Origin of the sequence: Pararhodobacter sp. (assembly GCF_036802785.1) — a bacterium.
Classification (GTDB): domain Bacteria; phylum Pseudomonadota; class Alphaproteobacteria; order Rhodobacterales; family Rhodobacteraceae; genus Pararhodobacter.
Window position 1 is genome coordinate 14,150 of record NZ_DAIRVN010000063.1, and the last position, 14,934, is coordinate 29,083.

Below are 14,934 nucleotides of genomic sequence, written 5' to 3' on the forward strand. Positions count from 1 at the left end.
AAATTCCCCTCACGCCGTCCCGCGCCTGATACGCCACAGAAGAAACCCTGTCATCCCTGCCCAGACAAGCGCCAGCAGAAACCATGTGATCGCATATTCCAGATGATCGTTGCGAATGTCGATTGTGGCGACCGGCATCGTGGTCAGGCCGGGCACCGTAGCGCCGTCCTGACGCGCCACGATCAACACCTCCTCGGTGCCCAGATGCGCGGCCAGGGGCGCCACCGCGCGCGAGAACCACAGCCCGCGCCCCATATCCGGCGGCGGCGTCGAATCTGTGGTATCGCGCGGCCAGTGCAGATTGCCGGCAACCCTCACCGGGCCGCTGGCGAGATCGGCGCTCCCCCGCGCGGCATCGGGCAGAAACCCGCGATCCACCAGAACCCGCCGCCCCGCGCTGGTCTCAAGAACGGCAATCACCCGGCTGCCGGTGCCCTGCTCGCGCTGGCTGGAAAGCACATGCGCGGCCTCGCCGGTATACTGCCCCTCAACATGAACCGGCAGATAGCGGTCGCGCGCCTCCTCGGGCGCATCGGGCAGCGCGACCGGCGCCGCGCCGATCCGCGCTTCAATCTCGGCGATGACCACCTGCTTCTCATCCAGCCGCGAAAGCTGCCAGAAACCCAGCGCCATCAGCACCGCCACCCCGGCAATACCGAATATCAATGGAAGGATCAGCCGTGCCATTTCCGCGCCCCGCGCCCCTTCATCTGTTCAAAAATATCCTCGGGGGGAGTCCCCGTGAAACGGGGACGGGGGGCAGACAGCCCCCCGCCACATTCGCCACAGGCGAAACGCCGACAATCGAACCTACTGGCCCCAGACGTAGATCGACGCGAACAGGAACAGCCAGACCACATCGACAAAGTGCCAGTACCAGGCCGCTGCTTCCAGACCAACATGGCGCTCAGGCGTGAAGTGCCCTGCCCGTGCCCGCATGTAGCACACGAACAGGAAAACCGTGCCGATGACGACGTGGAAACCATGGAAGCCGGTCGCCATGAAGAAATTCGCGCCATAGATATTGCCCGCGAAACCAAAGGCGGCGTGGCTGTATTCATAGGCCTGCAAGGCGGTGAAGATCACCCCCAGAACCACGGCAATCAGCAACCCGGTCTTCAGATCCTTGCGGTTGTTCTCATGCACGATGGCATGGTGCGCCCAGGTCGCCGCGCAACCGGACAGCAGCAGCACCAGCGTGTTGATCAGCGGCAGGTGCCAGGGGTCAAAGGTTTCGATCCCGGCGGGCGGGAAGACACCGTCAATGGCCGGGCTCAGCCCTTCGGGATGCATGGGGTAGAGCGCGTGTTTGAAGAAGCTCCAGAACCATGCGGCAAAGAACATCACTTCCGAGATGATGAACAGGATGAAGCCGTAGCGCAGGCCGATCACCACCACCGGCGTATGGTCGCCGGTGTGGCTTTCGACGACAATATCGCTCCACCAGGCGAACATGACATAGAGCACACCCACCAGCCCCATGAGGAAAATCCAGGGGCCGGTATCATGCATCCACAGGACGGCGCCGGCCAGCATGACAAAGGCCGAAACCGCGGCAATGAACGGCCAGATGGACGGCGGCAGAATATGGTAATCGTGGTTCTTTTCATGCGCCATGGTGGGTTCCCTCAGACTTTCCCTTTGTGCACCGCTTGCGCGGCCCCTTGTTATTCTGGCGCCGTGCGGGCGCCGGTTCTCAGTTTGTCCCGCCGTCCACGGCCCGGCTGCCCAGCGCCGCCAGATCGGCGGCGGGTATCTCGGTCCGGTGGAAGGTATAGGACAGCGTGATCGTATGCGTATCGCGCGCATCCCGGTCATCCAGCATATCGGGGTCGACATAGAAGGTCACGGGCATCTCTACCCGTTCGCCCGGTTGCAACACCTGATACTGGAAGCAGAAGCAGTCGATCTTGGTGAAATAGAGGCCCGCATCATAGGGCGCCACGTTGTAGCTGGCAGTGCCGGCGATGGGCTCGTCCATAGGGTTGTAGGCCTCGTAAAAGGCGATCCCCACTTCTCCCAGCCGGATATCCATGGTGCGTTGCACAGGCCGGAATTCCCACGGGAAATCCCGCGCGACCGAGGCATCGAAACGCACCCTGACGGTCTGCTCCAGCACCCGGTCCGACCCGGAACCCACCTGCGTGGTGCCGCCATAGCCGGTCACCCGGCAGAACAGGTCATAGAGCGGAACCGAGGCCCAGCCGAGCCCGGCCATGACCACCACAACACCGGTCGCCTGTGCCGCCGTGCGCTGAATACCCGTCAGATTGCGCCACCAGCCGATCATTCGCCGCCCCCGCTCAGAGGCCGGACAGCAGGGTCCAGCGCCGGGCGATAGGTGTGGTCAAAAGCCTCGACCGTTCCGCCCCGCTGAACCTTTGCAATGGTCAGGCCGAAAACAAGAAAGATGAACGCCACAAGCACCAGACCCACGCCGACATTGCGGCCCAGGCGACGTTTGTGCAGTTCGTGATCACGGGTGATGGCCATCATGCCCCCCAGAATGCGAATTGAGCCCGCAAGGCGCCCGCCCAGGGCGTCGCCTCGATCAGGAAGCCCGCGAAATGGCCAAAGAGATAGGCCAGCGAGAAGGTGAAAAAGCGTTTTTCAACGCGGTAGCCATCGGCCTCGGCGGCCTCTTCCGTGCGGCGCCAGATGCGCCAGGCACCCAACACGAAGACCGCGTTCAGAACCAGCGCCAGCGCCAGATAAACCGGCCCGCCGATCGAGGTGAGGCCTACGCCCAGCGCCACCGGCACCAGCGCCAGCGTATAGACGATGATATGCGCCCGCGTCACACGGCGGCCATGGGTGACCGTCAGCATCGGCACCTTCGCCTTGGAATAGTCGCTGTTCATGAACAGCGCCAGCGCCCAGAAATGCGGTGGCGTCCACATGAAAATCAGAGCGAACATCAGAACCGCTTCAAGGCTGACGCTGCCGGTCGCCACCACCCAGCCGATCATCGGCGGAAAGGCCCCCGCGGCGCCGCCGATGACGATGTTCTGCGGCGTCAGGCGCTTCAGCCACATCGTATAGACGACGGCATAGAAAAAGATGGTGAAGGCCAGCAGGCCCGCCGCCAGCCAGTTCGCGGCCAGCCCCAGCATGAGCACCGACAGGCCTGACAGCGCCAGCCCCAGCCCCAGCGCCTCGCCGGGGGCGATGGAGCCTGCGGGGATGGGCCGTTTGGCGGTGCGCTTCATCAGCCGGTCGATATCGGCATCCCACCACATGTTCAGCGCGCCCGCAGCCCCGCCACCCAATGCGATGAAGATGATCGCCGCCAGCGCCTCCATAGGGTGCAGCCGGACCGGCGCAACCAGAAGGCCGACCAGCGCCGTGAACACCACAAGCGACATCACCCGCGGCTTCAGCAGCTGGACATAATCGCCGAACCCGGCCTCGCCGGTCCCGGTCTCGCCGCCCGCTATTTCTGCTCGAATGTCGCTCATTACGTCCTCAAGATGGGTTGGGCGCGGCAAGGCCGCAAGGACCACACCACGCCCGCCTGTCAGTCTCAGTCCTCGACGGCAGCCAGTTCGACAGCGCCGCGGATCTGGTCATAGCCCGGCGCCAGCGCCAGGTTCTCGGCACCTTCGCCTTCAAGCCAGGCGATGTAATCGGCCTCGGGCACGGCGCGCACGGTGATCGGCATGAAGGCATGGGCCTGCCCGCACAGCTCCGAGCACTGGCCGAAATAGATGCCCGGCTCATCGACATTGAACCACAGCTGCGCCAGACGCCCCGGCACCCCGTCCTGCTTCACGCCAAAGGCCGGGATCGTCCAGGAATGGATAACGTCAGCCCCGGTCACCTGCACCAGCACGTTGCGGCCCACGGGAACAACCATCGCGGTGTCGGTCGCCAGCAGGAAATGGCGCTGCTCATAGCCGTATTCCTCCAGCTCATCGCGCTGCAGCATGAAGCTGTTGAATTCGACATTATGGTCCACATATTCGTAGCCCCAGAACCACTGGTAGCCGGTCACTTTGATGGTGACTTCGGCCTCAGGCATGATCTGCTGGCGGAACAGCGCCGGAACGCTGAACGAGCCGATGAAGACCAGAATCAGGATCGGCACCACGGTCCATGCCACTTCCAGCGGCGAGTTGTGCGTGAAGCGTGCAGGCACGGGGTTGGCGCGGCGGTTGTGGAACACGATCACCCAGATAAGAAGCCCGGTCACGAAAACCGTGATCGGCGCAATGATCCAGAGCAGCATGTTGTCCAGCCAGACCAACTCGCGCATCAGCGAGGTCGCGGGCGGCTGCAGGCTCATCTCGCCCGGCTGCGGCTCGCCGCGAAACGGCAGATCCTGTGCCATCGCCTGCCCGGCTACGGCCATGGCCAGCGCCGTTCCCGCGATACGCGTGACGACACGGGTAAGGTCTTTTGTAAGGTGCATCTGTTGTTCCCGTATAAAGCGCGGCACGTCGACCGTCATTCGTCCTTCCGCCGCCCGTCCCTGCCTTTTGTCCGGCCCCGGAGGCTGAAGCAAAGGCAGGTTCGGAAATCGGCGGTTTCCAATCCTCCTAAAACCATATTAGCATCGTCAGGACAAGTCTTGGTGCTGCGTCAGTTCGCCGCCAGTTGACCCAAATCAAAGACGCGCCGTTTTCTGAGAGGACCGCCATGCCGCCCGAACCCGTCACCCGTCCCGCCCCGGACAGGTTCCGCCCCTTTGAAACCGATCTTGACCAGACCCGCGCCCTGGCGATTTTGCGCGATGCCGTGGCAGGTGCCGACGACGGCGAGCTGTTCCTTGAGCGCCGGCGTTCCGAATCACTTGTGCTCGATGACGGGCGCATCCGCTCGGCCGGTTTTGATGCCGCCGAGGGTTTTGGCCTGCGCGCCGTGCGCGGCGAGGTTGCGGGCTATGCCCATTCAACCCACCTGACCGAGGCTGCGGTGAAACGCGCCGCCGCCACCGCGCGGCTGGCGGTGGGCGGCGGCGGCGGCACTCTGGCCGCCCCTCCCGCAGGCACCAACGCGCGCCTTTACACCGATGCCGACCCCATCCTTGATGCCAGCTTCCCCGCCAAGATCGACACCCTGCGCGCCATAGATGATTACCTGCGCGGGCTTGATGCACGGGTGATGCAGGTCTCGGCCTCGCTTTCAGCCTCGCTGCAGGAGGTGGTGATCCTGCGTCCCGAAGGCGGCATTCTGACCGATATCCGCCCTATGTCGCGGCTCAATATCTCGGTCATTGTCGAACAGGATGGGCGGCGCGAAAGCGGCTCGGCAGGTGGTGGCGGGCGTGCCGGGCTGACGGCGCTGCTGGAAAGCGGCCACTGGCAGGGCGTTGCGCGCGAAGCCCTGCGCATCGCCGTGGTCAACCTCACCGCTGAACCGGCACCGGCCGGGATGATGGATGTGGTTCTGGGCCCCGGCTGGCCCGGCATCCTGCTGCACGAAGCCGTGGGCCACGGGCTGGAGGGCGATTTCAACCGCAAGAAAACCTCGGCCTTCGCCGGGCTGCTGGGCCAGCGCGTGGCCGCCCCCGGCGTGACCGTGCTGGATGACGGCACCCTGCCCGACAGGCGCGGCTCCCTCACCATTGATGACGAGGGCACGCCCTCGGCGCGCAATGTGCTGATCGAGGACGGGATCCTGACCGGCTTCATGCAGGACCGTCAGAACGCCCGGCTGATGGGCGTGGCCGCCACCGGCAACGGACGGCGCGAAAGCTATGCCCACGCGCCGATGCCGCGCATGACCAACACCTATATGCTGGGCGGCGATGCCGACCCGGCCGCGCTGGTCGCCGAGATGCGCGACGGTATCTTTGCCGTGGGCTTTGGCGGCGGGCAGGTTGATATCACCAACGGCAAGTTCGTGTTCAGCTGCACCGAGGCGTATCGCGTGAAAAACGGGCAGATCGGCGCCCCGGTCAAGGGTGTCACACTCATCGGCGACGGGCCGACGGCCCTGAAGAACGTGCGCGGCATCGGCAATGACATGGCGCTTGATCCCGGCATGGGGAATTGCGGCAAGGCCGGGCAATGGGTGCCGGTGGGCGTGGGCCAGCCCAGCCTGCTGATCGGAGGGTTGACGGTGGGCGGCGTTGCCTGATGGCCGTCTGGCGCTCGCAGCCGGCGGGTGACCGGCTCCTGAACCGGCGCGACTGGGCCCTGGCCTCGGTCGTGGTGTGGCTGGGCACCGTGCCGCTGGGGCTGGGGCTGGCCGGGCTTGCTTATCTCGCCAGCGCAGGCGTCAACCCCCCTGACCCGGTCGAGCTGCCCCGCCTGCTGGTCGCGCTCTATCTGCTGGGCTATCTCCTGATCTTCTCACCGATTCTATCCTGGGTGGGGGTGTTGCTGGCGCTGGCCCCGGTCTGGTGGCTGCTGCGCAATGGTGCAGGCGGCTGGGGAAGCTTTGCCGCGCTCGGTCCGGGGGCTGGGGGCGTGGCGGGCGCCCTGTTTCACGGCGTGGTCATCGCCGCAGCCTGGGGCCTGCTCGCCGCGCTGTGCTTCCGCCGGATATTATTTCTTCGCCGCCCGGGGATCTTTACCAGCTGTTAACCTTATCGCCGCAATCTACGAATCGAATGAGGCGAGGTTGCAATGGACGGGAATTCACTTTCTTCTCCCACACCCTTCACCCCACCCACCACGGAAGAAGATCGTCTGGCGTGGCTTCGTCTCATTCGCTCGTATCGCGTGGGTCCCGGCACCTTTGCCCGGCTGATCGCGGAACACGGCTGCGCCAGCGCCGCGCTTGATGCCCTTCCCACCATCGCCCGCGCCTCGGGCCTGAGCAGCTACACGCCCTGTCCCGCCGATCAGGCCCTGCGCGAATACCACGCGGGCCTCAGGGCCGGTGCCCGGCTGCTGTGCCTTGGCGCGCCGGACTACCCGCAGGCCCTTGCCAGCATCAGCGATGCCCCGCCCGTCCTCTGGGCGCTGGGGCGCGGCAATCCGCTGGCCCAGCCCTGCATCGCCGTTGTCGGCGCGCGCAACGCCTCCAGCCTGGGCCAGCGCACCGCGCGCAAACTGGCTGAGGGGCTGGGCCACAGCGGCTTCACCGTCGTCTCCGGCCTTGCGCGCGGCATCGACACCATCGCCCATGGCGCGGCGCTGAAAACCGGCACCATCGCGGTGATGGCGGGCGGCGTCGATCATGTCTATCCGGCTGAGAACGCTGCGCTGGCCGCCGCGATCGCCGATCAGGGCCTGCGCCTCTCCGAACAACCCATGGGGCTGCAACCGCAGGCCCGCCATTTTCCCCGCCGAAACCGCATCATTGCCGGGCTCGCGCTGGCCACCGTGGTGGTCGAGGCGGCAGAGGGGTCTGGCAGCCTGATCACCGCGCGCGATGCCCTTGAACAGGGGCGCGAGGTGCTGGCGGTGCCCGGCCACCCGCTGGACCCGCGCGCCGCGGGCTGCAACGCCCTGATCCGTGAGGGGGCGCGGCTGGTGCGCGACACCGGCGATGTGCTTGAGGCCGTGGGCCCCGCGCAAAGCAACCCGCATACCATCCAGCCGGTCAGCCCCCGACCCGGTCCGCGATCCGCACCGCACTCTGCCGCGCCGTCCGCCGCCGCCCCGCCGCCCCCGGCCCGCCAGCGCGCGCCGGACACCCTCACCCTTCACCGCCTGATCCTTGACCGCCTTGGCCCTGCACCGCTGGCCGAAGATCAGCTGATCCGCGATCTCGCCCTGCCCGCCGCAACCATCGCCCCTGCCCTTCTGTTCCTCGAACTTGACGGACGTGTGCAGCGTCAGCCCGGCGGGCTGCTGGCAAAAACCTAGACAAGGCCCCTTCATCTTGCCCTCAATACGCCGGGGGGTGAGCGCGGCACGCGCGAGGGGGGCAGCGCCCCCCTTTCCTGCCCCGGTTGCAGGCCGTTTCACCGCCCGGAATGGCCTGCCCAACCGCACCAGATTGACATCACCGGGCATTCCGCCCCATCTATGCCCCGCGCAAACCGGTCTTCACCCCCGCACCCGGGGAAAAAGTATCGTTTTTAATCAGAGGTTTATATGGCAGTCGTCGTCGTCGAGTCGCCCGCAAAGGCCAAGACCATCAACAAGTATCTCGGCCCCGGCTACACCGTTCTGGCCTCTTTCGGCCATGTGCGCGACCTGCCGCCGAAGGACGGGTCGGTCGATACCGACAACGATTTCGACATGAAATGGGAGGTGGCGGCGGACAGCCGCAAACATCTTCGCGCCATCACCGACGCGCTCAAGGACGACAACGCCCTGATCCTCGCGACCGACCCTGACCGTGAAGGCGAGGCCATCTCATGGCACCTGACCGAAGCGCTCGCCAAATCCCGCGCCATCAACAAGGACACGCCGGTCCAGCGCGTGGTGTTCAACGCCATCACCAAAACGGCGGTGACCGAGGCGATGAAGAACCCGCGCGCCGTCGATATGGAACTGGTGCGCGCCTATCTCGCCCGCCGCGCGCTTGACTATCTTGTCGGCTTCAACCTCTCGCCGGTGCTGTGGCGCAAGCTTCCGGGCGCCAAATCGGCGGGCCGGGTGCAATCGGTCTGCCTGCGCCTGATCGTCGAACGCGAGATGGAGATCGAGGCATTCCGCGCGCAGGAATACTGGTCGGTCACCGCCGCCCTGACCACCCCGCGCGGTCAGGGTTTCAGTGCCCGGCTGGTCAGCCTCGGCGGCAAGAAACTGGACAAATTCGACCTGCCCACAGCAGAATCCGCGGAAATCGCCGTTGAGGCCGTGCACAAACGCGATCTGTTCGTTCAGTCGGTCGAGGCCAAGCCCGCCAGCCGCAACCCCTCGGCTCCTTTCATGACCTCAACTTTGCAGCAAGAAGCCAGCCGAAAATTCGGCATGGGCGCGAAGCAATGCATGTCCGCCGCCCAGCGCCTCTACGAGGCCGGTCTGATCACCTATATGCGGACCGACGGCATCGACATGGCGCCCGAAGCCGTGATGGCGGCCCGCGATGAAATCGCCCGCCGCTTTGGCGCGAACTATGTGCCGAAATCGCCGCGCATGTATAAGAACAAGGCCAAGAACGCGCAGGAAGCGCATGAATGTATCCGCCCCACCGATATGGCGACCGGCCCTGAAAAGCTGCGCCTGACCGATGCCGACCAGCGCCGCCTGTATGATCTGATCTGGAAACGCACGATCGCCTGCCAGATGGAAGCCGCCCGGATGGAGCGCACCACCGTCGATATCGCCAGCCGCGATGGCCAGGTCGGCCTGCGCGCCACCGGGCAGGTGGTGCTGTTCGACGGCTTTCTCAAAATCTACGAGGAAGGCCGCGACGACATCGCCGATGACGACGACAAGCGCCTGCCGCAGATCATGCAGGGCGAAGCTGCCGCACTGGAGCGCGGCGCGCAGTCCGAGGCTTTCGCCAGACTGGCGGGCAAGGATGATTCGGTGCTGGAAAGCACGGCCAGCGGCATGCAGTGCATTGCCGGGGCGGTGCTGGATGATGGCGGCGCGGTGCTGGGTCAGCAGCATTTCACCCAGCCGCCTGCCCGCTATACCGAAGCCACGCTGGTCAAACGCATGGAAGAGCTGGGCATCGGCCGCCCCTCCACCTATGCCAGCATCGTCAGCACCATTCAGGAACGCGGCTATGTCCGCAAGGACAAGAACCGCCTGATCCCCGAAGACAAGGGGCGGCTTGTGACGGTGTTTCTGGTCAATTACTTCCGCAAATATCTGGAATACGATTTCACCGCCGACCTGGAAGAGCAGCTGGATGACGTCTCGGCAGGCAACCGCGATTACAAGGAAGTGCTCGCCCGCTTCTGGCGCGACTTCTCCGCCGCCATTGCCGAGACCGCCGATCTGCGCATCACCGAGGTGCTCGACAAGATCGACGAGGTTCTCTCGCCGCATCTCTACCCGCCGCGCGCCGACGGCTCGGACCCGCGCTCCTGCCCCACCTGCAGCGTCGGGCGGCTGCATCTGAAAACCTCACGTTCGGGCGGGGCCTTCATCGGCTGCAACAATTATCCTGATTGCCGCTACACCCGGCCCCTCGCCGGCGAAGAGGGCGACGGCGAATTGTCGGGCGAAGGCAAGCTGCTGGGCCATGATCAGGGCGATCCGATCTCTCTGCGCACCGGCCGCTTCGGCCCCTATGTCCAGCGCGGCGAGGCCACCGCCGAGGTGCCCAAACCGCCCCGCGCCAGCCTGCCCAAGGGCTGGGCGCCCGAAACGGTTGATCTGGAGCGCGCGCTGGCGCTGCTGAACCTGCCGCGCCATGTGGGCCATCACCCCGAAGACGGCGCGCCGATCGAGGCTGCGATCGGGCGCTACGGCCCCTATGTGAAGCACAACAGCACCTATGCCAACCTGCCCGAGGTTGACGAGGTTTTCACCATCGGCATGAACCGCGCGGTCGAACTGCTCGCCGCCAAGGCCAGCCGCGGCCCCCGTGCCAGCGCCGCCGCTCCGCTGCGTTCGCTGGGCGATCACCCCAGCGGCGGGCCGGTGCAGGTCATGGCCGGGCGCTATGGCCCCTATGTCAAATGGGAGAAGGTCAACGCTACCCTCCCCGGCGAAATGACGCCCGAGGAGGTGACGCTGGAACAGGCGCTCGAACTGATCGCGGCCAAGGCGGGGAAATCGGGCAAGGGCAAGAAAGCCCCGGCGAAAGCAAAGGCCCCTGCCAAGGCGAAAGCGGCCTCCAAGACGACGGCGAAAACCACCACCAAAGCCGCAAAACCCAAGGCCCCGGCAAAACCCAAAGCCGCACCAAAGGCCAAGGCCGCAGCAAAGCCCAAGACTGCCGGCGATCAGGACGAGAGCTGACCCCCCTCATCTGTTCGAAAATATCCTCGGGGGGTGAGGGGCCGCAGGCCCCGAGGGGGGCGGAAAGCCCCCCTTTTCTGCGCCCCTGAAACAACGCCACGGGCGCGTAATGATTGACTTCGCACCAGCGCCACGCCACAACGGGCGTCGCAAAGAATGCGGGGAACATCATGCAGAAAATCCACGGCTCCGCCGCCGAGGCCCTGGACGGGCTTCTGTTTGACGGAATGACAATCGCGGCGGGCGGCTTTGGCCTGTGCGGCATTCCCGAGCTTCTGATCGCTGCAATCCGTGACGCGGGCACCAAAGATCTGACCGTGGCCTCCAACAACGCGGGCGTCGATGATTTCGGGCTGGGGCTTTTGCTCCAGACCCGGCAGGTGAAAAAGATGATCTCGTCCTATGTCGGCGAAAATGCCGAATTCATGCGGCAGTATCTTTCGGGTGAGCTGGAGCTGGAATTCAACCCGCAGGGCACGCTGGCCGAGCGCATGCGCGCAGGCGGCGCGGGCATTCCCGGCTTTTATACCAAAACCGGCGTCGGCACCGTCATCGCCGAGGGCAAGGAACTCAAGGATTTTGACGGCGAGACCTATGTTCTTGAACGCGGGATCGTGGCCGATCTGTCCATCGTCAAGGCCTGGAAGGCCGACACCACCGGCAACGCCGTGTTCCGCAAGACCGCGCGCAATTTCAACCCGCCCGCCGCGACATGCGGCAAGGTCTGTGTGCTTGAGGTTGAGGAAATTGTGCCCGCCGGCAGCCTTGACCCTGACAACATCCACCTGCCCGGCATCTATGTGCACCGCCTGATTCAGGGCGAGCATGAAAAGCGGATTGAACAGCGCACCGTGCGCAAGGCTTGAAGGAGGGTTTGACCATGGCTTGGGACCGCAACCAGATGGCCGCCCGCGCGGCGCTCGAACTTGAAGACGGGATGTATGTCAACCTTGGCATCGGCATCCCCACACTCGTGGCCAACTACATCCCCGAAGGGGTGAACGTCACGCTGCAATCGGAAAACGGGATGCTGGGCATCGGCCCCTTCCCCACCGAAGACGCGGTCGATCCTGACCTGATCAACGCGGGTAAACAGACCGTGACGGCGCTGCCGCACACCGCCTATTTCGACAGCGCCCAAAGCTTCGCCATGATCCGTGGCGGCAAGATCGCCATGGCGATTCTGGGCGCGATGGAAGTGGCCGAAAACGGCGATCTGGCGAACTGGATGATCCCCGGCAAGCTGGTCAAGGGCATGGGCGGCGCGATGGATCTGGTGGCCGGTGTCAAACGGGTGGTCGTGGTCATGGACCACACCAACAAGGCCGGTGAATCGAAGGTGCTTCAGGCCTGCACCCTGCCGCTGACCGGCAAGGCCGTGGTCAACCGCATCATCACCAATCTCGGTGTGCTGGATGTGGTCGAGGGCGGGCTGAAGATTGTCGAATGCGCCGAGGGTGTCAGCGAGGCCGATCTGCGCGCCGCGACCGAGGCCACGATCGTCGGCTGAGGCAGGATGCGGGGGCGCACCGCTTGACACGCGCCCCCCGGCACCGCATGAAGCGCCCTGACTGCCGCTCCCTGCGGGGCGCGGCATTTTTTGTGGATTCCGGCAGGGCGGGCACAGCATGAACAGCGCAAGCGGCAAAAGCGAAGGTTGGATCGAATCGGTGAAAACCATCGTCTGGGCGCTGGTGATCGCGGGTCTGTTCCGCACGCTCTTCTTCCAGCCTTTCTGGATTCCCTCGGGTTCGATGAAGGAAACGCTGCTGATCGGCGATTTCCTCTTTGTGAACAAGATGGCCTACGGCTATTCGCGCTGGTCCTGCCCCTTTGGCCTCTGCCCCATTTCCGGCCGCGTCCTCGGCTCCGAGCCTGAGCGCGGCGATGTCGTCGTCTTCCGCCACCCCGTCTCCGGCGCCGACTATATCAAGCGCCTGATCGGCCTGCCCGGTGACACGGTGCAGATGCGCGAAGGCGTGCTTTACCTCAATGGCGAGGCGATCCCGCAGGAACCTGACGGCGTCTTTACCGAAACCTATGAGCGTCAGGGCTCTGCCGGGCAGTATCCGCGCTGCGAGAATGCGCCGGTCGGTCAGGGGGGCGCCTGCACCAAATCGCGCTACATCGAGACCCTGCCCGGCGGGCGCCAGTTTCCGGTCCTCAACATCGAGGAACGCGGCTTTGCCGATAACACGCCCCTCTATACCGTGCCTGAGGGGCATTTCTTCTTCATGGGCGACAACCGCGACAACTCGGTCGACAGCCGCGCACCGCGCAACATCGGCGGCGTGGGTTTCGTGCCCTTCGATCACCTGATCGGGCGCGCGGACCGGGTGATGTTCTCGTCGGCGGGCGCCTCCATGCTGGCTTTCTGGACATGGCGAAGCGACCGCTTCTACCACCGGATTCAGTGATGAAGGTCTCGGCCGAACTGCTGGCCTTTGCCGAACGCCTCGGGCATCGCTTCACCCGGCCTGAACTTCTGGCCCGCGCGCTGACCCATTCCTCGATCGCGTCCAAAACCCGGCCAGACAACCAGCGGCTGGAGTTTCTGGGCGACCGCGTTCTGGGTCTGGTCATGGCCGACACCCTGCTCAAGGCCGACCGCGGCGCCACCGAGGGCCAGCTTGCCCCGCGCTACAACGCACTGGTGCGCAAGGAAACCTGCGCCGATATCGCGCGCGATATCGGGCTGGGCGATGTGCTGCGGCTGGGGCGCTCGGAAATGCTCACCGGCGGGCGGCGCAAGGATACCCTTCTGGGTGACGCGATGGAGGCCGTGCTTGCCGCCGTCTATCTTGATGGCGGGCTGGATGCCGCCCGCAGCGTCATTCTGAACCACTGGGCTGACCGGCTTGGCAGCGACGAGCTGGATGCGCGCGACCCCAAGACCGCACTGCAGGAATTCGTTCAGGCCCGCGGCGAAGCGCCGCCCGCCTATCTTGAGATCAACCGCGAGGGGCCGCCCCACGCACCGATCTTCACCATCGAGGTGCGCCTTGCCGACGGCATGGCGGGCAGCGCCACCGCAGGCTCTAAACGTCAGGCCGAACAGGCCGCCGCCCGCGCGCTCCTTGAACAACTGGAGGTCAAGCCATGACCGCAGACATCCACGAAGGCACCCCGGAAGAGATCCCGGCGCAGAACCCCGCCGCCGACGCTTCAGGCTCGCCCGAAAACGCCCGCGCGGGCTTTGTCGCCCTGATCGGTGAACCCAATGCGGGCAAATCGACCCTGACCAACCGCCTTGTCGGCGCGAAAGTGTCGATCGTCACCCACAAGGTGCAGACCACCCGCGCCCGCATCCGCGGCGTCGCCATCGAAGGGCCCGCCCAGATCGTCCTCGTCGATACGCCCGGCCTGTTCCGCCCCCGCCGCCGACTGGACCGCGCCATGGTCGCCGCCGCCTGGAGCGGGGCCTCCGACGCCGATATCGTGGTCCTGCTGATCGAGGCCCATCGCGGCCTGACCGAGGGCGTTCAGGCCATTCTCGACACATTGAGCGAACGGATGCAGGCCGGTCATCCGGTGGTTCTGGCCATCAACAAGATTGACCGGGTCAAGGCCGAAGTTCTGCTGGCGCTGGCCGAAAAGCTCAACGCCGCCTTCCCCTTTGCCGAGACCTTCATGATCTCCGCCGAAAAGGGCCATGGTGTGGACAAGCTGCGCAGCTGGCTTGGCACAAACCTGCCCCCGGGCCACTGGCTCTACCCCGAAGACCAGATCGCCGACCTGCCCATGCGCATGATCGCCGCCGAAATGACGCGCGAGAAATGCACCCTGCGCCTGCATCAGGAACTGCCCTATGAGCTGACGGTCGAAACCGAAAGCTGGGAAGAGCGCAAGGACGGCTCCGTGCGCATCGATCAGCTTATCTATGTCGCCCGCGATGGCCACAAGGGCATCGTGCTGGGCCACAAGGGCGAAACCATCAAGGGTATCAGCCAGGCCGCCCGCGTCGAGATCGCCGAGTTTCTGGGCCGCCCGGTGCATCTGTTCCTTCAGGTCAAGGTCCGCACCAACTGGCTGGAAGAGGCCGAGCGCTACAGCGAAATGGGCCTTGATTTCAAGGACGGCAACTGACGCCCCGGCCCTCTTGACGCGCCCCCTTCCCCTTTCATCTGTTCATAAATATCCTGGGGGGTGAATTGGCCGCAGGCCAAGAGGG

General features: G+C 65.1%; 15 protein-coding genes. 9 read left to right on the forward strand and 6 right to left on the reverse strand.

Translation table 11 applies throughout. From position 1 onward, the window contains the following. Positions 1 to 9 precede the first annotated feature (9 nt). The 6 genes from V7Q53_RS17725 to coxB form a co-directional block, all read right to left on the reverse strand. Complete coding sequence (locus V7Q53_RS17725) at positions 10 to 687, reverse strand: SURF1 family protein (protein WP_333830058.1); 678 nt, start codon at positions 685 to 687, stop codon at positions 10 to 12. Positions 688 to 810: 123 nt separating this feature from the next. Beyond that, positions 811 to 1,617, reverse strand: a complete 807-nt coding sequence (locus V7Q53_RS17730) for a cytochrome c oxidase subunit 3 (RefSeq protein ID WP_333830059.1) — start codon at positions 1,615 to 1,617, stop codon at positions 811 to 813. A 79-nt stretch (positions 1,618 to 1,696) separates the two neighbouring features. Next, complete coding sequence (locus tag V7Q53_RS17735) at positions 1,697 to 2,290, reverse strand: cytochrome c oxidase assembly protein (RefSeq protein ID WP_333830061.1); 594 nt, start codon at positions 2,288 to 2,290, stop codon at positions 1,697 to 1,699. Further along, positions 2,287 to 2,493: a hypothetical protein gene (locus tag V7Q53_RS17740; protein WP_333830062.1), complete on the reverse strand. Its 207-nt coding sequence runs from the start codon at positions 2,491 to 2,493 to the stop codon at positions 2,287 to 2,289. The genes V7Q53_RS17735 and V7Q53_RS17740 overlap by 4 nt, the downstream gene beginning before the upstream one ends. Beyond that, positions 2,493 to 3,458 carry a heme o synthase gene (gene cyoE / locus V7Q53_RS17745; RefSeq protein WP_333830063.1) on the reverse strand — a complete coding sequence of 322 codons (966 nt, stop codon included), beginning with the start codon at positions 3,456 to 3,458 and terminating at the stop codon, positions 2,493 to 2,495. Before cyoE ends, V7Q53_RS17740 begins: the two co-directional genes overlap by 1 nt. 65 nt (positions 3,459 to 3,523) lie before the next feature. Next, on the reverse strand, positions 3,524 to 4,411 hold the full coding sequence (gene coxB, locus V7Q53_RS17750) for a cytochrome c oxidase subunit II (protein WP_442954450.1): 888 nt from the start codon (positions 4,409 to 4,411) through the stop codon (positions 3,524 to 3,526). Between the two features lie 227 nt (positions 4,412 to 4,638). Between coxB and tldD the strand changes: the two genes are divergently transcribed. The 9 genes from tldD to era all read left to right on the forward strand — a co-directional run bounded on the left by tldD (position 4,639) and on the right by era (position 14,849). Continuing rightward, positions 4,639 to 6,081 carry a metalloprotease TldD gene (gene tldD, locus V7Q53_RS17755; RefSeq protein WP_333830064.1) on the forward strand — a complete coding sequence of 481 codons (1,443 nt, stop codon included), beginning with the start codon at positions 4,639 to 4,641 and terminating at the stop codon, positions 6,079 to 6,081. After that, positions 6,081 to 6,530 (forward strand): hypothetical protein, encoded by a 450-nt coding sequence (locus tag V7Q53_RS17760; protein ID WP_333830065.1) that lies wholly within the window; start codon positions 6,081 to 6,083, stop codon positions 6,528 to 6,530. The genes tldD and V7Q53_RS17760 overlap by 1 nt, the downstream gene beginning before the upstream one ends. 42 nt (positions 6,531 to 6,572) lie before the next feature. After that, the gene (gene dprA, locus V7Q53_RS17765; RefSeq protein WP_333830066.1) at positions 6,573 to 7,760 is read left to right on the forward strand and encodes a DNA-processing protein DprA; all 1,188 of its coding nucleotides are present in this window, start codon (positions 6,573 to 6,575) and stop codon (positions 7,758 to 7,760) included. A gap of 231 nt (positions 7,761 to 7,991) precedes the next feature. Beyond that, positions 7,992 to 10,763 carry a type I DNA topoisomerase gene (topA, locus tag V7Q53_RS17770; RefSeq protein ID WP_333830068.1) on the forward strand — a complete coding sequence of 924 codons (2,772 nt, stop codon included), beginning with the start codon at positions 7,992 to 7,994 and terminating at the stop codon, positions 10,761 to 10,763. Positions 10,764 to 10,933: 170 nt separating this feature from the next. Then, on the forward strand, positions 10,934 to 11,629 hold the full coding sequence (locus V7Q53_RS17775) for a CoA transferase subunit A (RefSeq protein ID WP_333830069.1): 696 nt from the start codon (positions 10,934 to 10,936) through the stop codon (positions 11,627 to 11,629). Between the two features lie 14 nt (positions 11,630 to 11,643). Continuing rightward, entirely contained in the window at positions 11,644 to 12,273 is a 630-nt protein-coding gene (locus V7Q53_RS17780) for a 3-oxoacid CoA-transferase subunit B (RefSeq protein ID WP_333830070.1), read from the forward strand. A gap of 118 nt (positions 12,274 to 12,391) precedes the next feature. Further along, positions 12,392 to 13,180, forward strand: coding sequence for a signal peptidase I (gene lepB, locus V7Q53_RS17785; protein ID WP_333830071.1), 789 nt, complete (start codon positions 12,392 to 12,394; stop codon positions 13,178 to 13,180). Further along, positions 13,180 to 13,866 carry a ribonuclease III gene (rnc, locus tag V7Q53_RS17790; protein ID WP_333830072.1) on the forward strand — a complete coding sequence of 229 codons (687 nt, stop codon included), beginning with the start codon at positions 13,180 to 13,182 and terminating at the stop codon, positions 13,864 to 13,866. Before lepB ends, rnc begins: the two co-directional genes overlap by 1 nt. After that, positions 13,863 to 14,849 carry a GTPase Era gene (era, locus tag V7Q53_RS17795; protein WP_333830073.1) on the forward strand — a complete coding sequence of 329 codons (987 nt, stop codon included), beginning with the start codon at positions 13,863 to 13,865 and terminating at the stop codon, positions 14,847 to 14,849. Before rnc ends, era begins: the two co-directional genes overlap by 4 nt. Positions 14,850 to 14,934: the final 85 nt, after the last annotated feature.